The following is a 23,852-nucleotide window of genomic DNA, read 5'->3' on the forward strand; positions in this document are numbered from 1 at the left end:
AACAGAGCAGGCCCCGCCGGTACCGGCGGGGCCTGCTTTGTGTTGACCGGCACCTTGGCCTGCTCCGGGCAACGCGATGCCTGTTACTGCCGCACGATCAGCGCAGGGTTAGCCTGCTGGCAGACCTTGTCGCCTGCGGTCTGGTTGACGATGTCAGACGGCAGTGCGGGCGCCCCGGAACCGAAGGCAGTGCCCGTGGTGAAGTCACTGCCCACGTACACCTGTACGCCCTGGATGGCCGGCAGCGGAATCACCTGTCCGGCGGGGATTCCCAGCAGGGCGGCGACGTCGGTGGCCACATCGGCGAAGTTGGGGCCGTAGTAAACGGCCGTCTTTGCCACCGGCTGTGCCTGGAACTGCGACGTTGCTGCGAAGCCGCCGTTCACCAGTGCCTGCACAAGTTCCTGCGCCCTGCCGGGCACGCCACTGCCATTGGCAACGGTGACGGGCTGGATCGCCTTGTTGTACGGGGGTACCGGCGCCAGTGTCTCCGTCGGCGAGGGCGATGGCGTGGCAGACTCGCCAGGCGCCGGTGCGGTGGTGGTTGGTGCTGTCGGGTCGGTCAGGTCGACGTTCTTCCGGAGCGCCGAGAAAAGCTGGGCTCCCGCAGGTTCGGCGATCACCAGGCGGTTGGGGTCGGTGGGTGCCGGCGTGGTGGGCACGGCCACGAATGCAACCTTGCCGATGTCGATGTTCTTCAGCCGGTTGCCGATGGTGAGGAGGGCCGGAACGGAGGCAAGACCATTGTCCACTGTCAGGTTCTGGGTGACGACGTCGGCGATCTTGAGCATCTTGGCGGGGTCGGACAACGTCCCCTCGTCCTTGATCTTGCGGGTCAGCGAGGACAGGAACCCCTGCTGGGCCTTGATCCGGCCCAGGTCGCCGCCGTCGGCGAACGCGTGGCGGGTCCGGAGGTAGGAAAGGGCCATCTCGCCCTGGACGGACGACGTCCCGGCGGGCAGGCGAAGCCCCGAGTCGGGGTCGAAGACGGCGTCGCTGATGCATACCTCCACGCCACCGACGGCATTGGAGAGCTCCTTGACCGCGTTGAAGTCGGCCATCATGAAGTGGTCCACCTGCATGCCGGTGAGTTTGTTGACGGTATCCACGGCACACCCGATGCCGGCCTCACCCATGGCCTCATTGATCATCACGCCGCTGCGGGCAGGATAGACCTTGTTGGTTTTCTGGTCGGTGCACTGCGGGATGTCCACCAGGAGGTCGCGCGGGAAGCTGATGACGTTGACGCGCTTGTTGTCCTCGGAGATGTCCATCAGCATCATCACGTCCGACTTGCCGTAGCCGGTGGAATCGTCAGCGGACCCGTACTGGGAGTTCTTCCCGTCCCGGGTGTCCGAGCCGAGAATCAGGATCTGCATCCGGCCCGTGGCATCGTTGGCAGGCGATTCAGTGCTGCCACCCCCGGCGTTCAACGGCGCCTTCGAAATGTTGCCCTGCAGCCGGAAGAACCAGAAGCCGGCAAAGGCGATCCCGCCGACCAGAACTGCGGCCACCACGCCCGTGAGGATCTTCAGCCACAGGGGCATGGTGCGCAGCGGCCCCAGGTGGCGCGCCGCCCCTGCGGCACCGCCGTCCGCGTGCCGGGATACCGGTCCCGGTCCGGCTGAGAGGTCAGCCTCGTTGTCGCGTTCGTCGCGGCCTCGACCCACGGGGTGAACCTTCCTCTTAATACAAAATCCGGCCCATTTTAGTGGTCCAGGTCTGGAGATGTGGCGGGACGCCTTGGCGCCCTGTCGGTTGGTCAGAAACCCAGTTTGACCAGCTGCTTCGGGTCGCGCTGCCAGTCCTTGGCTACCTTGACGTGGAGGTCGAGGTAGATGCGGGTTCCGAGGAGCGCTTCGATGCCCTTCCGGGCATTGGTGCCCACTTCACGCAATCGGCTGCCGCCCTTGCCGATAATGATGGCCTTCTGCGAGGGCCGTTCCACGTAGAGGTTGACCCGGACGTCCAGCAGCGGGTTGTCATCGGGACGGTCTTCCCGGGGAACAATCTCTTCGACGACGACAGCCAGGGAGTGGGGAAGCTCATCCCGGACGCCTTCCAGCGCCGCCTCGCGGATGAGTTCGGCCACCATCACGGCCTCGGGCTCGTCCGTGAGCTCGCCGTCCGGGTACAGCGGAGGCGACGGCGGCATGTGGCTGATCAGAACGTCGGCCACGGTCTCCACCTGGAAACCGTCCGCGGCTGAGACGGGCACGATGTCCTTCCAGCCGTCCTCCCCCATCACCTCGCGACCCAGGGCCGCCACGGCGAGGAGCTGCTCGGTCAGAGCCTGCTTGTCCACCAGGTCAGCTTTGGTGACGATGGCGATGACCGGTTTGCGGCCGACGGCGGCAAGCTGTGTGGCGATGAACTTGTCACCGGGGCCGATCTTCTCGTTGGCCGGCAGGCAGAATCCGATGGCATCAACTTCGGACAGGGTGTCGGCGACGAGGTCGTTGAGGCGCTTGCCCAGCAGGGTGCGTGGCCGGTGCAGCCCAGGAGTGTCCACAAGGATCAGCTGGGCGTCCTCACGGTGGACGATGCCCCTGATGGTGTGCCGCGTGGTCTGCGGTTTGGCCGAGGTGATGGCCACCTTCTTGCCCACCAGCGCGTTGGTCAGGGTGGACTTGCCGGCGTTCGGCCTGCCGACGAGGATCGAAAACCCTGCGCGGAAGCCGCCGAAGTCGTCCGGCGCCGCGTCCTTATTTTTCTTGCTCACGTGGAACTCCCTGCTGGGTTGATTCGGCCTCTTCCAGGAGGCCTTCAAAGTCAGTCTCTACTCTTGGTACGGGCGCCGCAATGATGTGGCTGACCCTGTTGCGCCGGCCTTCCAGCCGCTCAGCGCGAAGGGACACTCCCTGTACTTCCACGCTGCTGCCCACGATCGGGACCCGGCCAAGCGCCTTGGCCAGCAAGCCGCCAACGGTGTCCACCTCGTCGTCGTCGAGCTCCAGGTCGAAAAGTTCGCCGAGATCGTCGATGCCCATCCTGGCGCTGACCCGGTAGGAGCCGTCACCCAGCGCCACCGCCTCGGCACTCTCGGTGTCGTATTCATCCACGATCTCGCCCACGATTTCCTCGATCAGGTCCTCCAGCGTGACAAGGCCTGCGGTACCGCCGTACTCGTCAATCACGATTGCCACGTGGGTGGATTCCTTCTGCAACTCGCGCAGGAGGTCACTGACGGGTTTGGACTCGGGCACGTAGCGCACTTCCCTGGCCAACGCCTCCACTACAGGTGGCTCCTCACCGGCTTCCAGCTGGTGGATGACCGCTGCGACGTCTTTGAGGTAGATGATTCCCAGGATGTGGTCGGTGTTTTCGCTGATCACCGGGATCCGTGAATATCCGGACCGGAGGAACAGTGACATCGCCTGGTGAAGGCTGGAACCGGCGTCGATGCTGACGATGTCGGTCCGCGGCACCATCACGGCCCGGACCAGGGTGTCGCCGAAGTCGAAGACCGACTGGATCATCTCCGCCTCGGTGTCCTCGATCATGTCCGATTCACTGGCCCGGTCCAACAACTCACGGAATTCCTGCTCACTGAAGAATGCGTCATCCCCGCCCGGGGCTCCTGGGGCCGCGGAACTGCCCAAGGCCACGAGCCAGCCGGGAATGGGGCCCAGCACACTGGTGAGGAAACGGACCATCGGGGCAGTGAACCGCACCACGGTGGTGGAGTGCAGCCTCCCGAGCTGTCGGGGTGAGACACCTACGATCACGAACCCGAGAACGGCCATGATGCCGGTGGCCACGAGGCCTGCCAGCCAGACGTTGTCCAGGAGGCTGGCCACCAGGACGGCCACTGCCACGGCCGAAGCCATCTCGAACCAGACACGCCAGAACCGGAGCGCCCGCGTATGCGCTACCGGCTCCGCGAGGATACGCCGCATGGCCGTGCCGCGGCTTTTGTGCAGTGCCGCTTCCGCGTCGTGCCTGGGAAGGAAACTGAAGGCGGCTTCGGCCGCTGTCAGCAGGGCCGCGACGGCAAGGAATACCAGTGCCACCGCGACGAGGAGCAGTTGCGTCACTGGGTCGTCTCGGCGGGTGCTTCTTTGCCGGTGAATCCGGTCAGGAGTTCGCGCTGCAGGCCGAACATCTCCGCCTTCTCCTCCGGTTCCGCATGGTCGTAGCCCAGCAGGTGGAGGATTCCGTGGGTGGTCAGGAGCAGCATTTCGTCCTGGAGCGAGTGGCCGGCGTTCTTGGCCTGGACCTTCGCCACCTGCGGGCAGATCGCGATATCGCCCAGCATGCCTTGGGGGGTGGGCCGCCCCGGGGTTCCGGGTGTGAGTTCGTCCATGGGGACCGAGAGCACATCCGTGGCGCCGGGTTCGTCCATCAATTCAATGTGCAGCTTTTCCATGGCCGGTTCGTCCACCAGGAGGATGGACAGCTCGGCCTGCGGATGGATGTAGAGCTGTTCAAAGATGTACCGCGACAATGCAACGAGTTCAGCTTCTTCGACGTGGACGCCGGACTCGTTGTTCACCTCGATGCTCACGCGTGTTCCCCCCGCTTTTCCCGGTTGACTGAGTGCTTGACGCGGTTCCGCTGGGCTTCGTCCCAGATGCTGTAGGCGTTGACGATGTCCCCCACCAACCGGTGACGGACGACGTCCGCGGCGTCAAGGACGGAGAAGTTCACGTCCTCGATGCCCTGCAGGATTTCCTCCACGATCCGCAGACCCGAGCGCGTACCAAACGGCAGGTCCACCTGGGTGACGTCTCCGGTGACCACCATCTTGGAGCCGAACCCGAGACGGGTCAGGAACATCTTCATCTGTTCCGGCGTGGTGTTCTGTGCCTCGTCAAGGATGATGAAGGCGTCGTTGAGTGTCCGGCCGCGCATGTAGGCCAGGGGTGCCACCTCGATGGTCCCGGCGGCCATCAACCGCGGGATGGACTCGGGGTCCATCATGTCGTGCAACGCATCGTAAAGCGGCCGGAGGTATGGATCGATCTTGTCGCTCAGCGTTCCGGGCAGGAACCCAAGGCGCTCCCCTGCCTCCACGGCGGGGCGGGTGAGGATGATGCGGCTGACCTCTTTTTGCTGCAGGGCCTGGACGGCTTTGGCCATGGCCAGGTAGGTCTTGCCGGTGCCCGCGGGGCCGATCCCGAAGATCACCGTGTTGGCGTCGATCGCGTCGACGTAGTTCTTCTGGTTCAGCGTTTTGGGCCGGATGGTCCTGCCGCGGCTGGAGAGGATGTCATGGGTCAGGACGTCCACGGGGTTCTGCAGTGACTGGGTGCGCAGGAGCGCCACCAACTGCTGCAGCACGGCCGGGGTGATCACCGTGCCGCGGGCCACGAGGCCACGGACCTCCTGGAGGAGCCGCATGATACGGGGGACGTCGCTGGCCGGTCCGCTGATGGAGAGCTCGTTGCCGCGCACGTGGAAGTTGACATCCGGGAATTGGACTTCGATGAACCGCAACGCCTCATCGTGGCTGCCAAGTGATTGAACCATCTGGTCCGAGTTCTCAAACAGGACAACTTCGGTCCTCGTGCCCGGCAGTGAGTGGGGAAACTCCCCCGGGCTGCCGTCGCCTGTGTTGAGCCGGCGCTTACCATTTGCTGATTCAGTCATGGTGCTGGCCCGCAGGCCTGTGGTCCCCTCGAAGTTCTTCAATCCAATTTTCCGCGCTGGAAGGGGCGCCCGTTGCACGGTGCTCCTTGCCCAGCGATCCCTTCATCTTACGCCAGCAGCTGGCGGCTACGCGTACCGGCCGGCTGCTGAACGTCCTGCGGTGCAGCCGTTTGATATCAACTTCATATCGGCCTCATATCGTTCCCGTTGCAGTTGGGGCGCGACGGCCACAGAACCGCTGCTGGGCCTTACCGCTGTGTAATGCTGGAAATCCAGCAACTGCTGGGACTTCCAGGCCGCCAGGGGATCGGCCCGCCACGCCACGAAAGGACAAGGGCAGGACAGTGCCGGATACCTCTGTGCCCAAAAGGGCAGGCCGAACGAAGGGCCCCTTTCGCCCGGCTGTCCTGGCAGGCGTCCTGGTGCTTGTTCCCATACTGGCAGGCTGCACCGCAGAGGGCGGCCCATCGCCGACCGGCACGCTCGCCTCGGTCCCGGCGTCCGGCGGGACCATGCCGGATGCACCGTCCACCAGCGCTCCGCTGGAGACCACCCAATCCTCCAACAAGGCGCCCGTGTACTGGATCGGCCGCAGCGGCGGCAACATCTTCCTCTACCGCGAATTCCGCGACGTCCCGGAGCAGGACAACCCGGTGACGCGCGCGTTGCGGGCCATGATGTCGGAGAAGCCGCTCGATCCTGATTTCTTCACGCCATGGCAAAATCCGGACAAACTGGCCACCTCGATTTCAGGCAAAGACGTCATCACCGTGGACGTTTCGGCTGACGCGTTCAACAGCAACCTCGACGCCGACATGGCTGCCCGCGCCATCCAGCAACTGATTTATACGGCCACCGCGGCGGCCGCCAGTTCGGGGCTGATTGACACCAGCCAGCAGGTCCGGGTCCGGATCCTCGTGGACGGGCACACGGACTACGTCGCTTTCGGCAAGGTCCAGTTGGGCGCCCTGATGACCCGTGCCGCCGGCCTGGTGGCGCCGGTCTGGATCATCGACCCGCAGGAGAATACCGAAGTCCCGGCAGGCAGCGTGAAGATCACCGGGCGCAGCACGTCGCCGGGAGCCAAGCTCCACTGGCAAATCCTGCAGGTGGCGGACAACGGCGGCGGCAAGACGCCTTTCCTGACCGGCGAAACGACGGCGGCCGCGGAACAGGGCCAGGCAGGGGCCTTCACACTGGCCCTTAACCTGCCGGCCGGTGATTATGAACTCCACGTGGCGCAGGCCGGGTCCGGTGGAGAGCCGGACCGGAACGAGGACACCCGGTCCTTTAAGGTGCGGTAGCCCAGCGTCCCAGGATGTCGCTGGCCAGCACGACGGCGGCCGGGCCGGCAGTGGAGGACCGCAGGACATGGTGCCCCAGCAGGGCCGTCACCGCGCCGTTGTCACAGAGCTTGGTCACCTCGCGGGGACTGATGCCGCCTTCGGGGCCAACAATCAGCAGAATCTCGCGGGGCCCGGTGCCCGCGCTCCCCCGCCATCCTTCAAGGACGGTTCGCAGGGGCCTGACGGCGTCTTCGTGCAGGATGACGGCCAGGTCCGCGGCCGCCACAGCGTTGCAGAGCCCGGACGTTTCGACGGCGTCCCGGACCTCCGGAATCCAGGCGCGGCGGGCCTGCTTGGCGGCCGCGGCAACGGCCGACTGCCACTTGGCGTGGGCCTTGGCGGCCCGGTCCCCCTTCCAGCGGACGATGGACCGTTCCGACTGCCAGGGTATGACGGCGTCGATGCCCAGTTCCGTTGCCGTCTCAATGGCCAGTTCGTCCCTGTCGCCCTTGGCCAGTGCTTGCGCCAGCACCAGCCGGACCTCGGGCCTGTGTTCGGCCACCACGGTCCCGCACTCCACTTCCAGTGCGGTGGACGATGCCGACGCCACCTTGCCGGTCATGCGGACGCCGGCGCCGTCCACTATGTCCACGGCCTCCCCGGGCGACAAGCGCTTTACGGTGACTGCATGCCGGGCTTCGGGTCCCTCCAGGACAAAGACCTGGCCGGGCGCCAGGCCGTCCAGGGAGCCGGGGCTGGCGAAGAATACGGGGTTGCTCACCGCTACAGGTTACCGAGCCGGTCCCGGAGCTTGGCGAACATGCCGCCGCTGGCGGCGAGCTTACCCTCAGTAATCTGTTCCCCGCGGAGCTTGGCGAGCTGGCGCAGCAGGTCCTCTTGCGCGGCGTCGAGTTTGGCGGGAGTGTCCACCTGGAGGTGGACCTTCAGGTCTCCGCGCCCGTAGCCCCTCAGGTGGGTGACGCCCAGCCCGCGAAGGGTAATGACCTCGCCGGACTGCGTGCCGGGCTTGACGTCGATCTCCTGGCTGCCGTCGAAGGTTTCCAGGCTGACGTCCGTGCCGAGGGCAGCCGCTGTCATGGGGATGTGCAAGGTGGCGTGAAGGTCATCGCCTTCGCGGACATAGGTGGCGTCGTTGTTGACCCGGATCTCCACGTAGAGGTCGCCGGCGGGGCCACCGGCGGGGCCGGCTTCGCCCTGCCCGGAGAGCTGGATGCGGGTTCCGGTGGCAACGCCGGCAGGGACCTTGATGGTCAGTGAGCGGCGGCTGCGGATGCGGCCCTGGCCGCTGCATTCGTTGCAGGGATCCTTGATGACCGTGCCGAAGCCTTCGCAGGTGCCGCAGGGGGCCGCCGTCATGACCTGGCCAAGGATGGAGCGCACTGCCCGCTGGACCTGGCCGCTGCCGCCGCAGATATCGCAGCGCTCGGGGTGCGTGCCGGGGCGGCAGCACGATCCGTCGCAGGTGGGGCAGACGACGGCGGTGTCCACTTCGAGCTTCTTGTTGACGCCAAAGACGGCGTCGCGGAGGTCGATCCGGACGCTGATGAGCGCGTCCTGGCCCCTGCGCACCCGGGAAGCCGGTCCGGACGTGCCGCCGGCACCGAAGAAGGTGTCGAAGATGTCCTGGAATGCGAATCCCTGGCCCGCGTACCCCGCGCCGCCGAAGCCGTTGTCTGTTCCGTTCTCGTTGCCGGTGGTGTCATAGATGCGGCGCTTCTGGGGGTCGGAGAGGACCTCGTAGGCGTGAGTGACTGCCTTGAAGCGTTCCGACGCGTCGTCCCCGGGGTTTACGTCGGGGTGAAGGGTACGGGCCAGTTTGCGGTAGGCCTTTTTGATCTCTTCGCCCGTAGCTTCGGGGGAGACTCCAAGGACGTCATAGTGGCTGCTCAAAGTTCGTATCTCTTCCTTGTTGTACTGCGTGCAGTTGGGTCCGGTGTCCGGTCCTGATGCCGGACGTGGTCCGGTAACGAAGGATCAGGGCCCCAAAATCCTGGAAAGGTAGCGGGCCACGGCCCTGACGGCGGCCATGGTGGTGGGATAGTCCATCCGTGTGGGGCCGAGGATCCCTACCTTCGCGGCGCTGTCAGGGCCATAGCCTGTGGCCACCACGGACGCCTCTGCGAGGCCGTCGTAAGGGTTCTCGCGTCCGATACTGACGGCCACGCCGCGGTGGTCCTGCGCCATTTCGCTCAGCAGCCGCAGCATCACCACCTGCTCCTCGAGTGCTTCGAGCACCGGGCCGATGCTGAGTGGAAAGTCTACGTTGGACCGGGCCAGGTTGGCCGTTCCGGCCATGACCATCCGGTCTTCCCGGCTGCTCTGGGCCAGGACCTCCAGCCCAAGTGCCAGTGCGTGCGCGGCCTGGCGCTGAGGGTGCGGTGCGGCGGCGACGACGGCGGGCAAGGCCTGGGCGAGGCGGCTCAGCGACGTGCCGCCCAAGGCCCCGAGGAACCGGGTCCGCAACTCCGCAAGCGCCTCGTCGCCGAGGTCCTGGCCGACGTCGATCACACGCTGCTCAACTTTGCCGCTGTTGGCAATCAGCACCACCAGTACTTTGCGCGGCGCCAGCAGCACGAATTCAATGTGGCGGACCAGGGCCCTGCTCAAGTGCGGGTACTGGACCACTGCCACCTGGTTGGTCAGCTGGGACAGAAGACGGACCGTGCGGTCCAGGACGTCGTCGAGGTCGTCCGCGCCTTCGAGGAGTGATTGGATGGCCCTCCGCTCTGCCGCCGACAAGGGCTTGACCGCCGAGATTTGGTCCACAAACAGGCGGTAGCCCTTGTCCGTGGGTATCCGTCCTGCGCTGGTGTGCGGCGCGGTGATCAGGCCCTCGTCCTCCAGCGCCGCCATGTCATTGCGGATCGTGGCGCTGGAAACACCGAGATGATGACGCTCCACCAGCGCCTTTGAGCCGACGGGCTCGCGGGAGTGGACGTAATCCTCCACGATCGCCCGCAGCACTTCCAGTTTGCGTGGCTCGCTCACTCTCCACCTCCATCCACGGTCCGGGGCGCGTGCCCCGTCCGGTGCCGCCCAGGGGTTAGCACTCGACATGCCTCAGTGCTAACAGTCTATTATGCCTCGGCCCGTTGTTAGCATTGGTACCGCTCCGGGCGAAACTCCGGGGGTGAGGACCTAGCGCGAGGCGGATCGAATCCATGGACTACCAGAACTGGGGCCCCCGCGGGATTTCCGCCCCTAGCCGGACCGAACTGCCGGAAGTTCCCGTGGAGCGCGGCATGGTGCTGGAGGAAGTCCAGTCGGGCTGGGTTGGAGCTGTCACCCGGGTGGAGAAATCGGGCGGAATGCACGTGGTGGCCCTCGAGGACCGGCGCGGAAAGTCGCGGTCCTTCCGGCTGGGGTTCGGGTTCCTCCTGGAGGGACAGCCGATCCGCCTGATGCCGCCGGCGCCCGCCCGCGCGGCCGCCGGTCCCGCTGCGGGACGGACCGCTTCCGGGTCGGTTCGGGTTTCCGGACAGCGCGCCCAGGTGGCAAAAGCCAGCCGGATCTGGGTGGAAGGCAAGCACGACGCCGAACTGGTGGAGAAGGTGTGGGGAGACGACCTGCGGGTGGAAGGCATCGTCGTCGAGCCCCTGCACGGAATCGACGACCTCACGGCCGCCGTGGCGGACTTCAGGCCGGGACCTGGGCGCCGGCTTGGGGTCCTCGTGGACCACCTGGTGCCCGATTCCAAGGAATCGCGCATCGCCGACGCCGTGATGGCCTCCCCTGGCGCCGCCGGAAATGTCCTGATCGTCGGCCACCCCTACGTGGACGTATGGCAGGCCATCCGCCCCGCCGTGCTGGGCATCCAGCAATGGCCGGCAATTCCCCGCGGGCAGGACTGGAAGACCGGCATCCTGAAGGCCTTTGGCTGGCCGCACTCCACCAAGGAAGATATTGGCCTGGGATGGCAAAAACTCCTCGGCGCCGTCCGCACGTACGCCGACCTGGAACCATCGCTGCTGGGACGGGTTGAGGAAGTGATCGATTTCCTCACCGTGCCCTGAAAGCCGCTTCCGCCCCGCGACCCAGTATTCTGGATACTGCGATGCCTTGATTTTGGCAGCGTTGCACCGAGTCCCTAATAGTCGTCAGCACCACTTGCACCCCCGAAGGAAAACAGACTGTGGCAGAAAACGCACGTGATCACAGGGATGGCCAAGGCCGTTCCGAGTACCATGGCGTCCCCGCCAACGCGCTGCCGCTCACGGCCAGCGAAGACCGCCAGTGGGCCACACTGGCCCACTTCGGCGGGATCCTGGGGTGCATTCCGTCCCTGCTGATCTACCTGATCTTCCGGGACCGCGGACCGTTCACAGCACAGGAGTCGAAGGAAGCGCTGAACTTCAGCCTGCCGCCCACCATCGCCGCGGTCCTGGCCAACATCCTGGTGTTCATTCCCTACGTAGGCAACATCTTCGCCGTCATCGCCACGCTGATCTGGGTTGCGCTGACCTGCTTCTCGGTGGCCGCAGGGATCCACGTCAACCGGGGCCAGCCGCACCGCTACCCGTACAACCTGCGCTGGATCAAATAGTCCCCAGCGGCTCCCAGCCCTCGCAAGCTCAAGCCGGGGCCCTCGCCGCTGTCGGCCCACCCAGCGTAATCCAGCCTTCGCAAGCTCAAGCCGGGGCCCTCGCCGCTGTGGGCCCACCCAGCGTATTCCAGCCCTCGCAAGCTCAAGCCGGGGCCGTGCTGCGGTTAGTCGGGCAGGATCCTGCGGACCACGGCGTCCGCCAGGAGCCGGCCCTTCAGGGTGAGGACCAGCCGTCCGTGGAACGCCGCGGCCGGTTCCACCAGTTCGTCCGCGATCAAGCCCGCCACCTCATGGCGGCCCAAAGTGCTGAGCGTCGAGACGTCGAGGCCTGACTGCAGCCGCGCCTCCAGCATCACCCGCTCCAGTCTCCTGGTGTCCGAATCGAGGGTTTCGCGGCCCGCAGCCGGCGACAGGCCCTGCGAGAGCCGGTTGGCGTAGGCCACAGGGTGCTTGACGTTCCACCACCGCACGCCGCCCACGTGTGAGTGGGCGCCGGGCCCTATCCCCCACCAGTCGTCGCCCCGCCAGTAGGCCAGGTTGTGCCGGCAGGCCTGCTCCGGGGTCCGGGCCCAGTTACTGACCTCGTACCAGCCCAGCCCGGCTTCGGTGATCAGCTCGTCGGCGAGCTCGTACTTGTCGGCGTGGTCGTCGTCGTCGATTCCCGGGACCTCGCCGCGCCGCATCTGTGCGGCGAGCTTGGTGCCCTCCTCGACGATCAGCGCATAGGCGCTGATGTGGTCGGGCTCGTACGACAAGGCTGTTTCAAGGGAATACCGCCAGTCGGCCAGGGACTCACCGGGCGTGCCGTAAATCAGGTCCAGGCTGACGGCAAGGCCCGCCTCCCGGGCCCACCGGACCACCTGCGGAACCCGGCTCGGGGTGTGGGTGCGGTCCAGGACCTTCAATACGTGCGGGACGGCGGATTGCATGCCGAACGACACCCGGGTGAAGCCGGCTTCCTTGAGGATAGCGAGGGATTCGGGCGTGACCGAGTCGGGGTTGGCCTCGGTGGTGACTTCCGCACCCTCCTCGATTCCCCACTGGTCGATGGCGGCACGAAGGATCATGGCGAGATCGCCGGCCGGCAGGAGTGTAGGGGTGCCGCCGCCGAAGAAAACGGTGCTGAGCTTGCGTGCCGGGACGCCGGAACGCTTCAGTACCTCCGCGGCCAGCCCCACTTCCGAGACGGCCGTCCCCGCGTAGGCATCCTGGGAAGCGCCGCCGCCGAGTTCCGTTGCCGTATACGTGTTGAAGTCGCAGTACCCGCAGCGCACGGCACAGAAAGGGATGTGGACGTACAAGCCGAAGGCCCGGCCCGCCGCACCCTCTGCTGCCTGCGCAGGCAGCAGACCGTCCGACGGCGCCGGGTCGCCAAGGGGAAGAACGCTGGGCATCAGCGGGTCCCCCGGTGCGCGGTGGTCACTTCTTCTTGGCCTTGTCCTTTGAATCGTCCGTGGTGAGGGCCGCGATGAACGCTTCCTGCGGAACTTCCACCGTGCCGACCATCTTCATGCGCTTCTTGCCTTCTTTTTGTTTCTCCAGCAGCTTCCGCTTACGGGAGATGTCGCCGCCGTAGCACTTGGCCAGGACGTCCTTGCGGATGGCGCGGATGCTTTCACGGGCGATGATCCTGGAGCCGATGGCCGCCTGGATGGGCACCTCGAACTGCTGCCGCGGGATGAGTTCGCGCAGCTTGCCGGTCATCATCACGCCGTAGGCGTAGGCCTTGTCCTTGTGCGTGATGGCACTGAACGCGTCCACCTGTTCGCCCTGCAGCATGATGTCGACCTTGACCAGGTCGGCTGCCTGGTCGCCGTCGGCCTTCCAGTCCAAGGACCCGTAGCCGCGGGTCTTGGACTTCAGGATGTCAAAGAAGTCGAACACGATCTCGGCCAGCGGGAGGCGGTACCTGATCTCCACCCGGTCCTCGGACAGGTAGTCCATCCCGCCCAGGACGCCGCGGCGGGCCTGGCAGAGTTCCATGATGGCGCCGACGAATTCGTTGGGCGCCAGGATGGTGGCGGACACCATGGGTTCGCGCACCTCCGCGACCTTGCCTGTGGGGTACTCGCTGGGGTTGGTCACCTGGACCACCTTCTTGTCCTCCAGGGTGACCTCGTACTCAACGTTCGGTGCGGTGGAGATGAGTGCCAGGTTGTATTCGCGTTCCAGGCGTTCACGGGTGATCTCAAGGTGGAGCAGGCCCAGGAAACCGACACGGAAACCGAAGCCAAGGGCTGCGGAGGTTTCCGGCTCGTACACCAGGGCGGCGTCGTTGAGCATGAGTTTTTCGAGGGCGTCGCGGAGGACCGGATAGTCGGCGCCGTCCAGCGGATACAGGCCGGAGAACACCATGGGCTTGGCGTCTGCGTAGCCGGGCAGTGACGTGGCCGCCGGCTTCGCCAGGTTGGTGACAGTGTCGCCCACCTTGGACTGGCGCACGTCCTTAACGCCGGTGATGAGGTAACCCACTTCACCGACGCCCAAGCCCTTTGACGGCGTGGGTTCCGGCGAGCTGACACCGATTTCCAGCAGCTCGTGCGATGCCCTGGTGGACATCATCTGGATGCGCTCACGGGGGTGCAGCATGCCGTCCACGACGCGGACGTAGGTGACCACGCCACGATAGGTGTCATAGACGGAGTCGAAGATCATGGCACGGGCGGGTGCATCCGGGTCGCCCGTCGGGGCGGGGAGGTCGCGGACAATCTTGTCCAGGAGTGCCTCGACACCGACGCCGGTCTTACCGGACACGCGCAGGACGTCCTCCGGATCGCCGCCGATGAGGTTGGCCAGTTCGGCTGCGTATTTCTCCGGCTGCGCTGCCGGAAGGTCGATCTTGTTCAGCACCGGGATGATGGTGAGGTTGTTCTCCATGGCAAGGTACAGGTTTGCCAGTGTCTGCGCCTCGATACCCTGCGCTGCGTCCACCAGGAGGATCGCACCCTCACAGGCGGCCAGCGACCTGGATACTTCGTAGGTGAAGTCGACGTGGCCGGGCGTGTCGATCATGTTCAGCGCGTAGCTGACGCCGTCCACTTCCCATGGCATCCGCACGGCCTGGGACTTGATGGTGATGCCGCGCTCACGCTCGATGTCCATGCGGTCCAGGTATTGGGCCTTCATGTCGCGCGCCTGGACAACCCCGGTGGACTGCAGCATCCGGTCAGCCAGCGTGGACTTGCCGTGGTCAATGTGCGCGATGATGCAAAAGTTCCGAATAATGGCCGGATCTGTCGCGGCGGGCACCGGTGCGGTGCGGGCCATGGGAGACACGCAGGGTCCTTACTGTTGGCATTGTTCGCAGCCAACCGGCAGGCAACCCCGAAGGTGCCGGGCGGTGTGGCCGCACATCTTGAACTCCCAGTGTCCCACGTCCCGGGCCGCGGCACCGCATCCTGCCGCGCCACGGCGGGGGCACTCTGCCGGCCGCGCATGGCGATAGGGTTTCAGCATGGCTATCGACCTCCGCTCCGTGGCTAACGCCGTCCGCCGCGGCCTGCGCATGCTGCGGTTGGGACGCCCCGCCGGGGGTGCGCCCACGTCCGTTTATCCGGGTGACTTCACCGGGCGGGCCGCCGTGCGGTACGCACCCAGTGCCGACGGCGATCCGGACCCCGGTGAGGTGGTGTGGACCTGGGTCCCGTATGAGGAGGACCACAGCAGGGGTAAGGACCGGCCCGTGCTGCTGGTGGGACGGCACGGGCCATATCTCCTGGGCCTGATGATGACCAGCAGGGACAGGGTGGCGCCGGGTACGGCTTCCGACCTCTATGTGGACCTTGGCTCCGGCGCCTGGGACAAGCAGGGCAGGGCCAGCGAGGTCCGGCTGGACCGGGTCCTGCAGATCAGGCCGGACAGCGTTCGGCGGGAGGGCGCCGTCCTGGACAAGGCGCGTTTCGAGAAAGTCGCCTCCGGGCTGCGCCGGCGGCACGGTTGGACATAGGCGCCGGAAATGGCCAGCCCCGGCCCTGACCTGCTACTCTTTATAGCTGTGTGTCCGTGCAGGTCGACGGTCACTGATGGTTGGCCGCCATAGGTATCCCCACGCCGCTCAGTCAAGGCCAGCCGGAAAGCCCTCTAGACCATTTCCGCATTACAAAGAGAGTTCACACGTGGCGAATATCAAGTCCCAGAAGAAGCGCATCCTGACCAACGAGAAGGCACGCCTGCGCAACAACGCAGTCAAGTCTGAGCTGAAGACGGCCATCCGCGCCGTCAACACCGCCGTTGAGTCCGCTGACAAGGAAGCTGCTACTACTGCGCTCGTTTCTGCCAGCCGTAAGCTGGACAAGGCTGTCAGCAAGGGTGTTCTGCACAAGAACAACGCAGCGAACCGCAAGTCGGCGATCTCCAAGAAGGTCAACGCACTCTAAGGTTTCCAGTTCCCGCGAACTGATGGTGTGGCCGGTACCGCAAGGTGCCGGCCACATGCGTTTAAGCGGCGGTCCGCCAGACAGCGGGCACAGTGGTACCCAGCCAACCCTGCACACCGGCAGCAGGATGCCCGGGCGCTACGCCGGCAGTCGCGTATGCCGGCGTTACCTGCCCTGGACCGACATGGCGATCACCGTCACGGCATGTTCCACGGCGTAGACAGGGTCCCGTGACAGGCCCTTCACTTGGGCATCAGCCTCTGCCGTGGCCTGGATGGAGCGCACCAGGCCCTCAGGGGTCCAGCGGCGGACGTCCCGCTGGGCCTGTTCAACCAGCCAAGGCTGCATTCCCAGTTCCGCCGCAATCTGCGCGGACGATCCTGACGCGCCGGCCACCCGCGCCACCGTCCGCAGTTTTGCGGCGAGGGCGGCAACCAGGGGTACCGGATCCGCGCCCGTGGCGAGGGCATGGCGCAGGGTGGACAGCGCCAGCGGCGCGTTTCCCGCCATGGCGGCGTCCGCCACTTTGAAGGCGGTGGCTTCGATGCGCCCTCCATAGTAGCGGTCCACAGTCTCGGACGTGACGGTAGTGGTGGCGTCAGCGATCAGCTGGCTGCAGGCGGCAGCAAGTTCGGACAGGTCTGCACCCACGGCGTTCACCAGGGCCTGGACGGCGTCCTGGTTGATCCGGCGACCCGCCGTCTTGAATTCCGCGGTGACGAAAGAGATTTTGTCAGCATCCTTCTTCAAGGGCTGGCAGTCAACGACGGGCCAGCCGCCCTTCTTGACGGCGTCGAGCAGCTTTTTCCCGCGGGCGCCGCCGGCATGTCGAAGCACGACGACGGCATCCGGCTCGGGATGCTGGACATAGTCCAGCGCATCGGCGAGGAAGGCCTCATTCATGGCCTCCACAGATTCGACTTCAATGAGTTTGCTCTCGCCGAACAGCGAGGGGCTGACCTGCATGGTCAGGGCCCCCGGCTCATAACCGGCGGCGTTGATGCGGCTGAGTTCGACGTCCGGTGCCGCCGTCCGGACTTGCGACCGGACCCTGTCCATGGCCCGGATGCCAAGGTATTCCTCCGGCCCGGTCACCAAGACGATCTGCGCCGGTGTCACGTCCCGCCAGGAGGCAGCGTTCGACGCCGGAGAGCGGGTTTCACGCTTTTGCGCAGCGGCCATCGAAGGTCCCTTCCGGAGGTTTTAGTGCAGTATCCCAGCCTGCCATGTCCGCGCCCGCGCTCCAAGCTGCCGGTACTGAGGCGGCGGGCGGAGACGACCAGCGGCCCTCCCCGGAACCCCGGACAGGGCCGCTGGTGTGACTGGCCTACACCGCTGCGAACGGCTCGGCAGGTCGCGTTCTTCCCTTTAATACCTGCTGTAGGTCAGCTTTACCTTGCCGTCCTCAATAGAGACGTTGGCACTCATGGAAACCGAGGTTGTGTCTGTTGCAGGCTTCCACTCGGCTGTTCCGAAACCGTATGAGTTATCCCTCTCGTAGCTGACTGTCGCTTTCCCGGGAGTCTGTGTACGAATGCGCCACGGGGTAGACCCATATGGGTCCTTGCTTATGGTGAACGTGGGTTTCGACGTGAGTGTCCAGTGGAAGTTCCGGGAGTAGCGCGAGGAACTGTAGTTGTCGAGCGGGCAATTGGCCGGCTGGGCCTCGGTGGACTTCACACACTCGGCAAGATAGGCGTCGATCTGTGCCATGGCTTCGGACTTCAGGACGTCAGAGGCGTCCACTTTGAGGCTGGCGGTCGCGGGTGCCTGGGCGGCCCCGATGGTGACCAGCGCCGTGGACTTCTGAGCGGCCAGAAATTTTTCCGAGGAGGGCAGTTCAACGGTGTATTCGCCGGGCAAAGCAGGGTAGCTGAGGCCGGATGAGCCCATAGAGCTGCCGGCTAGGTCGACGTCGAGCTCTTGACCGTTGATTAGGATCTTCTTCAGCGGCGTGTCCGACGTGATGCGGACGCTCTGAAGAGGTGTGGACTCCATCTTCCAGTGATCGTCCAGGAGTTCAGGATTCGACTTGCGAAGGCTGTACGTCTCCTGCTTCTTACGGCCGTCCTGGTGTACCTCAGCCACCACCGTAGCCGTGTCATCGGCGACCTTCGTGGACACAATGTCGAAGCCGTCGATGCGCTTGGCAGCCTTGGCGTAGACCTGATCGGACAGCAGGACCCGTTGGTCGTTGGCCACGCCGGGATCGGCCAGTGACATCGCCTTGGAAGCCTCGCCGTTCTGAAGTGCCAGTAGGTAGCTGCCCACGGCCTTATCAGGACCGTTGTTGCCCTTGATGACGTTGAGTGCGATGACTCCCCCGACCACCAGTGCGACCACCAAACCGGCGGAGCCCAGCATGAGTCCAAGCTTGCGCTTCGTGCGGGCGGACATCGGCTCCCGGGGCGCCAGCGCAGGATGGGCTCCGGGGGCTGCATGGCCAACTGGGGCCCCGGCACCCGGTGCAGGGGCCGTTCCAGACGGTGCAGCTGCTGCCGATTCGGATGGAGCAATCTTGTAGGCCAGGGCCAGGGGAACGTACCGGCTCAGCTGGGGCGCGAGATAGCACGCTGATGCTTCTGTAGCGCCGCCCCAGAGCATCAGGAAGAACGGGGTAAACCATGCCAGCGTCATGCTGCCGTCACCGGACGCCAGGGACCCGGCGTCAAAGGTGCCGGTCACGCTGCTCAGCCACGTGACCAGCGCCCCGACAACGAGGAATGCAGCAGGGAGCGCTGCCCAGTCAGTGACCTTGTTGGTCACCACGGGCCCCCGGCGCAGGTACCAGAAGACCGAGGTCGCCACGATTGAGATCAGCGCCAGGAGAAGCAGCAACCATCCGGCCCAGCCAGGGATGCCGTACTGGTCCAAGGCGTGCCCGAAGCCGAAGCTGATGTCGGAAGCGGAGGAATTCGCCGATGAGGCCACTGAGGAGCCCAAGTTCCAGTTGCGGGTCAGAGCACCCAGATGGCCCAAGCCGAACATGAAGAAGCCTGCCGTGGGTGCCCACAGCGGCGATGAGAGGGTGGACTGCCACCCGGACTTGATGCCCAGGACAATCACAACCACCGGGATGGCGATGGCCAGAAAAACGACGTAATGTACCGCGACAGTCTCAAATGCCCGGCGGACCGCCGCACGGATACCGGCGCCTGTAATGGCGCGCGGGCGCACTGATGCCCGCCCTGCGAAAGTGGCGAGCGTTCCGATCACGAGCGCAAATACGAAGGACCCGAGGGTCACAGCGCCGATCGGGCTGATCTTCACGCTCGGCACCGGTATGGAAATGGCGAAGATCGCCCCGAGGATATTGACCAGCAGAGTGAACACCAGGCCCGTTGTTACTGCCTCGATCCAAGTTCCGGCGGTTGTTTGGGCTGCGGCCCGCTTGGCGGCGTACCGGCCGCCGTAGTACAGCACTGCGATCGAGACAGCCGTCAGCAGCAAGGGAACCGCGAAGACGGAAGCGGATCCGTGCACGTTCCCCATGAACGGAATGGTTGCGTCGATGCTCGAACCGAGCGCGCCAAGCTGGCTCATGACGACCAGCTGCACGGCCAACTGTCCTATCAGGGACCACGGTGACGGCATCGGGATTTCGCTGGGAAGCATGGAATTCGACGGCAATTCGGTATTGCCACCGTTGCTGGCGCTAATACCGATCAGTGCCAGAATTAGGAAAAGAAAGGCGGTGATGAGAATCACCACATACGAAATGGCGCCGACCAGGGCCCCGGGAATCAAAGTTTTATAGTCGAAAGTCTTCAGGAGACTGGAGCCCGGGGCCGCGCCCGACCCGGAATGGCCGGCGTTTCCTGCATTGCCGGCAGGCGGCCAGCCAGGTGCCTCAGTGGTCTGCCCGGATGACCCGGCCTGCGGATACTGCTGTTCAGTCACAAATTCCCCCAATTGTTCTTGTGCTTCTCAATCGTGCCACAGCCTGAATATTGTTGCGCGGCTGACCTCTGTGTCCTGTGGATTTCTTTGGCACCCACACTTTCAGGACATCGCCTGAATACTTGTAGAACTTTTTGCGAAGCTCAACTTATGAATTGCTTTCGTTGCATTTGCCGCCGCAGCCAGGGCCGCCGCGCCAGCGCTTCAAGCTCTGCACGTGGCGGAGGCGATGAATCCGGCTTTCGAGCAGTTGGATCAACGCTTCGGCCAGCCTGTGCGCCTCCTGGATCCAACGGAGGAGGTGCCGCCGCCGGGCAGCCGCCCAGACGAAGGCGAAGGTGAGGAGGGACAGCAGCAGCATTGAGAGCAGGCCGGGTACCCCTTCCGGCCATGGCAAGGCGGAGCCGGGCAGCTGCGCCGCGAACCTTGCCGTGGCGGCAACCGCTGAACTGAAGGCCCCCGCCACGGCAATCAGGACCGTGGCTGCCCAGGGCAGCACGGCCACCAGGGGCACGGCCGCGGTCCCCAGCAGGGTTACCGGCGCCACCAGGGGTGAAGCTGCGACGTTGGCCAGCAAGGCATAGGTGGCGAACTGAGGCTGCAGGAGGACGATGACGGGTCCGCAGAGCAGCTGGGCGGACAGCGGCACGGCGATGGACGCGGCAACCCACCGGGGCACCACTGCCGGCATCCAGGCCATGATGGGCCGGCCCAGGAGAATGATGCCCAGTGTGGCGAGGACCGATAGGAGGAACCCGAAACTGGTTCCGAGGGCGGGGTCGGCCAGCAGCAGTCCTATGACGGCCAGGCAGAGGAAGCTCAGACCCCGTCCCGATCGTCCGCCGGCCAGGGTGGCGACGCCGATCGCCCCCATCAGAGCCGCGCGCAGGACACTGGGATCCGGCCCCACCAGCACCACGAACAGTGCCAGCCCGCCCAAGGCCACGGCAGCCGCAGGAACCCTGGGCAGGCGGAACAGACGGCACACCAGCAGCAAGGCCCCGAGCACCAGGCTGCAGTTAGCCCCGCTGACCGCTGTCAGGTGGGTCATGCCCACCGTCTTCATGGCGTTGCCGAGTCCTTGGTCCAACGCGCTTGTATCGCCGGTGACCATTCCCGGCAGGAGGCCCCGGGCGTCCGGCTCCAGGAATGAGGCGGCCGAGACAAATCGTGTCCTCAATTCCTTGGCCCCGCCCTGCAGGGCTGGCCCCTCTGTGGCCGGGCGGGGAGCCGTGGCTGCCGCGAGGCTTCCGGCTTCAGTCCGTCCGGGATCGGCGGGACGGAGTTTTCCTGCGGCGCGCAGTGTCTGTCCCGGCACCACCGAACCCCACTCCCGGCCGCCCATGACCACCAGCGGGACCCGCGTGCGCAGGCGGACTCCGTTTGTTGACACCTCAAGGGTGGTGATGGGAACCGACCACCGTTCCCCCGCTCCCCCGTGTCCGCTCACCGGGCGGGGACTGCCGGTGACCTCTGCGACGGCAACAACGGAATCGCCAGCGGCGGCGGCCTCCGCAACGGGTCCGTCGAAGCGCTGCGTTGAACCAGCCGCGGAGTGTGCCGCGGCTGCGGCAGCCAGCATCAGGGAGGCGCCTGCCGCCGCACTGAAACTCCGTCTCCGTGGTTCGGAACGTGCAGTGGAAGGGGCGTTGCCGGCGGCACGCCCGCCACGGCCAAGGCCGGCGGCCCGGCTGATGACCACGGCCGCCGCGGCAGCAAGTCCGGCGCACAGCAGAGCCAGCAGCACCGGCGGCAACCAGATCCCAGCTATCGCGCCGCCCCAGACCAGGCACGCGGGGAGGACCAGCCGGAGATCAGTGCGGCGCCGGGAAACCACAGTGCCGGTTCCGGTGACCGCCGGCGCACCGGCTGCCGCCGCGGCACGCGTGCGGACGTACTCCGTACACCACCTCCAAAAGCGCTGCCGGGCAGCCCGCGGGTGCACGCCGGGAACAACGCTGGGCGAAGGGTCCCCGGTCCGCACCGGGGCCTGGCCGGCAACCCGCCCTGGCTGTTGTTCCGCCTCTCCCCTGACGGCAGATTCCACGAACCGGCTCCAGCGGCTTCGTGGCGGGTTTCCGCCCGGGGCGACCGCGCCTTGTTTCCCGTGGGCCGCGGGCAGGGTGCCGCCGTCCTGTGCTCCCATGTCAGACCGTCACCAAGGGCAGCAGGGACTCCAGCATCTTGGGCCCCACACCGTCCACGGCGTCCAGTTCCTCAACGCTCTTGAAGGGGCCGTGATCCTTGCGCCAGTCCACGATCCGCTGGGCGAGGACAGGGCCGACCTTGGGCAGGGTGTCCAGTTCCGCAACGCTGGCGGTGTTGAGGTTGATCTTCCCGCCCGGGTGGCCCGACCCGGCAGCCGGCCCTGCGTTTTCCGGGCCGTCAGCGCTTCCCGTCCCCTGAGCGGACGGAAGCGGGTCCCCCACCCTCGGGACCTGGATCTTCTGTCCATCTACCAGGACGAGGGCGAGATTGAGCCGGTCCACGTCGGCATCGGCTGCCGGACCGCCTGCGGCAGCGATGGCGTCGTCAACGCGGCAGCCCTGCTGCAGACGGATGACCCCGGGGCTGCCTACGGCCCCGGTCACGTGCACCACCACAAGGGTCCCGCCGGATGAGGACTCCCCCTGGGCCTGGCCTGAATCCGCCAGCGGGGCCGGGCGGTCCTCTGGCGTACCGGCAACCGGGTCCTTGGGGGACGCGTGGCTGCCGCCGGAATTGTCCATTCCGGCCAGTGGCAGGATTTCGGGGGCGCCCGCTCCCGCCTGCCACCAGAACCAGGCTCCCGCAGCCAACGCCAGCGCGGTCAGCAGCGCGGCGACGCGTAGTCCCACCCGCCACCGGAGCCGCGGGGCCGCGTCTTTCCTGCCATCCCCAGCCGCCCCTGTACCGGACTCGTCGGATTGTCCCGGTCCTTGGTACTCAAAGCCTTCCAGGCCCGGACCATCCAGCAGGAGGCCTGGGGTTCCCCCGCCCAGCGTGGACTGGAGCCGGTCCCTCGCATGCCGCGCCTGCTGACCTGCTGCTCCAGCATTCCGGCGTGACATGGCTCCACCCTAGGAAGCAGCGCCGCCGGGCGGCACCCGGCGGAGCCGCTATGTGGAAAGGTTGCCGGCGGTGTCCCTGCCAACAATGACGGCCAGCACGCCGAGCCCGGCATGGGCGGCGAGGACCGCCGGAAGGGAACTGGTCTGGGCCGGCGGACAGTCCGGCAATGCCGCAGCGAGCCTGGCAGCCAAGGCGTCCGCTTCCGCTTGGTTGCCAAAGTGGTGGACGGCCAGGCGAACGCTTTCTCCGGGGCGGGGCACCGCTTCGGCCGCAACGATTTCCTCCAGCCGGGCCACGGCGCGCGCGGCGGACCGTACCCGTTCCAGCGGAACGATCCGGCCGCCGTCGACCGCCAGGATGGGTTTGATGGCGAGCATGGTGCCCACGAGCGAGGCTGCGGCGCCGATACGGCCTCCGCGGCGCAGCTGTTCCAGGCTGGGAACGTAGAAGTAGACCCTGGTCCGGGTTGCCTGTGCGTGGGCGGCCGCGGCGACGTCCTCGCAGCCTGCACCGGTTGCCGCTGCTGTGACTGCAGCCTGGACGGCCATGCCTTGGGCCATGCCTACAGTTTCCGTGTCCACCACCTCGACCGGGATTCCAACCCGTGCCGCAGCGAGCCTTGCCGCGTCCGCCGTACCGGAGAGTTCACCGGAGATGTGGACTGACACCACGGCCTCGAATCCGCGCTGTTGGGCTGCACGGTATGCCTGCTCGAACTGCCCGGGTGATGGCCGGGACGTTTTGACGGCGGTTCCCGAGGCGAGAGCCACGGCGATGGTTTCCAGGATGTCGTCTTCGCCTTCGCCATAGATCTCCGCGCCCACCATGACGGGCATCGGCACCACGGTGAGGATTCCGTCGTGCGGGAGCGCGGCCAGGTAGCCGGCCGGCAGGGCGGCTGCGGAGTCTGTGACGACGGCGGTGCGGACCGGGGCGCCGGGGCCCGGACGCGCGGTCACGGGACGGGCAGAGGGCCTGAGCGCCGAGAGCCGCGACCGTACCCATGGCCAGGCGGCGGCGTTACTGTCAGGCAAGGGGCCTCCTGGATACGGTGTCCGGCTCAGGCGGCACCGGCCGCCGGAA

At 66.1% G+C, this 23,852-nt stretch carries 20 protein-coding genes; 5 read left to right on the top strand and 15 right to left on the bottom strand.

What is annotated here, in order from left to right; genetic code table 11:
* Positions 1-83 precede the first annotated feature (83 nt).
* From QRM95_RS01445 to QRM95_RS01465, 5 genes are all read right to left on the bottom strand, one after another.
* On the bottom strand, positions 84-1,670 hold the full coding sequence (locus QRM95_RS01445) for an LCP family protein (protein ID WP_285246131.1): 1,587 nt from the start codon (positions 1,668-1,670) through the stop codon (positions 84-86).
* A gap of 92 nt (positions 1,671-1,762) precedes the next feature.
* The gene (era, locus tag QRM95_RS01450; protein WP_018761387.1) at positions 1,763-2,722 is read right to left on the bottom strand and encodes a GTPase Era; all 960 of its coding nucleotides are present in this window, start codon (positions 2,720-2,722) and stop codon (positions 1,763-1,765) included.
* The gene (locus tag QRM95_RS01455; protein WP_285246132.1) at positions 2,706-4,037 is read right to left on the bottom strand and encodes a hemolysin family protein; all 1,332 of its coding nucleotides are present in this window, start codon (positions 4,035-4,037) and stop codon (positions 2,706-2,708) included. Before QRM95_RS01455 ends, era begins: the two co-directional genes overlap by 17 nt.
* Complete coding sequence (gene ybeY, locus QRM95_RS01460) at positions 4,034-4,507, bottom strand: rRNA maturation RNase YbeY (RefSeq protein WP_018761389.1); 474 nt, start codon at positions 4,505-4,507, stop codon at positions 4,034-4,036. The genes QRM95_RS01455 and ybeY overlap by 4 nt, the downstream gene beginning before the upstream one ends.
* Complete coding sequence (locus tag QRM95_RS01465; RefSeq protein WP_285246133.1) at positions 4,504-5,592, bottom strand: PhoH family protein; 1,089 nt, start codon at positions 5,590-5,592, stop codon at positions 4,504-4,506. The genes ybeY and QRM95_RS01465 overlap by 4 nt, the downstream gene beginning before the upstream one ends.
* A 419-nt stretch (positions 5,593-6,011) precedes the next feature.
* On the opposite strand from QRM95_RS01465, the gene QRM95_RS01470 reads away from it, so the two are divergent.
* A complete protein-coding gene (locus tag QRM95_RS01470) occupies positions 6,012-6,896 on the top strand; it encodes a GerMN domain-containing protein (protein ID WP_461841727.1) in 885 nt (294 codons plus the stop codon).
* Here the strand turns inward: QRM95_RS01470 and QRM95_RS01475 are convergent.
* From QRM95_RS01475 to hrcA, 3 genes are all read right to left on the bottom strand, one after another.
* A complete protein-coding gene (locus tag QRM95_RS01475) occupies positions 6,883-7,659 on the bottom strand; it encodes a 16S rRNA (uracil(1498)-N(3))-methyltransferase (protein ID WP_285246135.1) in 777 nt (258 codons plus the stop codon). The two genes, QRM95_RS01470 and QRM95_RS01475, sit on opposite strands and share 14 nt — an antisense overlap.
* Positions 7,660-7,661: 2 nt before the next feature.
* A complete protein-coding gene (gene dnaJ, locus QRM95_RS01480) occupies positions 7,662-8,789 on the bottom strand; it encodes a molecular chaperone DnaJ (protein ID WP_285246136.1) in 1,128 nt (375 codons plus the stop codon).
* Positions 8,790-8,873: 84 nt separating this feature from the next.
* Entirely contained in the window at positions 8,874-9,887 is a 1,014-nt protein-coding gene (hrcA, locus tag QRM95_RS01485) for a heat-inducible transcriptional repressor HrcA (RefSeq protein ID WP_285246137.1), read from the bottom strand.
* Between the two features lie 173 nt (positions 9,888-10,060).
* On the opposite strand from hrcA, the gene QRM95_RS01490 reads away from it, so the two are divergent.
* On the top strand, positions 10,061-10,912 hold the full coding sequence (locus QRM95_RS01490; RefSeq protein ID WP_285246138.1) for a DUF3097 domain-containing protein: 852 nt from the start codon (positions 10,061-10,063) through the stop codon (positions 10,910-10,912).
* A gap of 119 nt (positions 10,913-11,031) precedes the next feature.
* Positions 11,032-11,442: a DUF4870 domain-containing protein gene (locus QRM95_RS01495; RefSeq protein ID WP_018761396.1), complete on the top strand. Its 411-nt coding sequence runs from the start codon at positions 11,032-11,034 to the stop codon at positions 11,440-11,442.
* 164 nt (positions 11,443-11,606) lie between these two features.
* On the opposite strand, the gene hemW is transcribed toward QRM95_RS01495, so the two are convergent.
* Positions 11,607-12,836, bottom strand: a complete 1,230-nt coding sequence (gene hemW, locus QRM95_RS01500; protein ID WP_285246139.1) for a radical SAM family heme chaperone HemW — start codon at positions 12,834-12,836, stop codon at positions 11,607-11,609.
* A 25-nt stretch (positions 12,837-12,861) separates the two neighbouring features.
* On the bottom strand, positions 12,862-14,718 hold the full coding sequence (gene lepA, locus QRM95_RS01505; RefSeq protein ID WP_109044560.1) for a translation elongation factor 4: 1,857 nt from the start codon (positions 14,716-14,718) through the stop codon (positions 12,862-12,864).
* 178 nt (positions 14,719-14,896) lie between these two features.
* Between lepA and QRM95_RS01510 the strand changes: the two genes are divergently transcribed.
* Together QRM95_RS01510 and rpsT are read left to right on the top strand one after the other, a co-directional pair.
* The gene (locus QRM95_RS01510; RefSeq protein WP_285246140.1) at positions 14,897-15,388 is read left to right on the top strand and encodes a type II toxin-antitoxin system PemK/MazF family toxin; all 492 of its coding nucleotides are present in this window, start codon (positions 14,897-14,899) and stop codon (positions 15,386-15,388) included.
* Between the two features lie 169 nt (positions 15,389-15,557).
* On the top strand, positions 15,558-15,818 hold the full coding sequence (gene rpsT, locus QRM95_RS01515) for a 30S ribosomal protein S20 (RefSeq protein WP_018761400.1): 261 nt from the start codon (positions 15,558-15,560) through the stop codon (positions 15,816-15,818).
* Positions 15,819-15,983: 165 nt separating this feature from the next.
* Here rpsT and holA read toward each other — a convergent pair whose 3' ends face one another.
* From holA to QRM95_RS01540, 5 genes are all read right to left on the bottom strand, one after another.
* On the bottom strand, positions 15,984-17,000 hold the full coding sequence (holA, locus tag QRM95_RS01520; RefSeq protein WP_285246141.1) for a DNA polymerase III subunit delta: 1,017 nt from the start codon (positions 16,998-17,000) through the stop codon (positions 15,984-15,986).
* 186 nt (positions 17,001-17,186) lie between these two features.
* On the bottom strand, positions 17,187-19,376 hold the full coding sequence (locus tag QRM95_RS01525; RefSeq protein ID WP_285246142.1) for a hypothetical protein: 2,190 nt from the start codon (positions 19,374-19,376) through the stop codon (positions 17,187-17,189).
* Between the two features lie 490 nt (positions 19,377-19,866).
* Entirely contained in the window at positions 19,867-21,864 is a 1,998-nt protein-coding gene (locus tag QRM95_RS01530) for a ComEC/Rec2 family competence protein (protein WP_285246143.1), read from the bottom strand.
* Between the two features lies 1 nt (position 21,865).
* On the bottom strand, positions 21,866-22,768 hold the full coding sequence (locus QRM95_RS01535; protein ID WP_285246144.1) for a ComEA family DNA-binding protein: 903 nt from the start codon (positions 22,766-22,768) through the stop codon (positions 21,866-21,868).
* Positions 22,769-22,816: 48 nt separating this feature from the next.
* Complete coding sequence (locus QRM95_RS01540) at positions 22,817-23,803, bottom strand: DegV family protein (protein ID WP_285246145.1); 987 nt, start codon at positions 23,801-23,803, stop codon at positions 22,817-22,819.
* Positions 23,804-23,852: the final 49 nt, after the last annotated feature.

It is taken from the genome of Pseudarthrobacter sp. efr-133-R2A-89, from assembly GCF_030209315.1.
Classification (GTDB): domain Bacteria; phylum Actinomycetota; class Actinomycetes; order Actinomycetales; family Micrococcaceae; genus Arthrobacter.

Excerpts from the sequence above, each read along its gene's own strand:
- QRM95_RS01465 (WP_285246133.1), bottom strand. The coding sequence starts at position 5,592 with ATGACTGAATCAGCAAATGGTAAGCGCCGGCTCAACACAGGCGACGGC.
- QRM95_RS01490 (WP_285246138.1), top strand. The coding sequence starts at position 10,061 with ATGGACTACCAGAACTGGGGCCCCCGCGGGATTTCCGCCCCTAGCCGG.
- hemW (WP_285246139.1), bottom strand. The coding sequence starts at position 12,836 with ATGCCCAGCGTTCTTCCCCTTGGCGACCCGGCGCCGTCGGACGGTCTG.
- QRM95_RS01510 (WP_285246140.1), top strand. The coding sequence starts at position 14,897 with ATGGCTATCGACCTCCGCTCCGTGGCTAACGCCGTCCGCCGCGGCCTG.
- holA (WP_285246141.1), bottom strand. The coding sequence starts at position 17,000 with ATGGCCGCTGCGCAAAAGCGTGAAACCCGCTCTCCGGCGTCGAACGCT.
- QRM95_RS01530 (WP_285246143.1), bottom strand. The coding sequence starts at position 21,864 with ATGGGAGCACAGGACGGCGGCACCCTGCCCGCGGCCCACGGGAAACAA.
- QRM95_RS01535 (WP_285246144.1), bottom strand. The coding sequence starts at position 22,768 with ATGTCACGCCGGAATGCTGGAGCAGCAGGTCAGCAGGCGCGGCATGCG.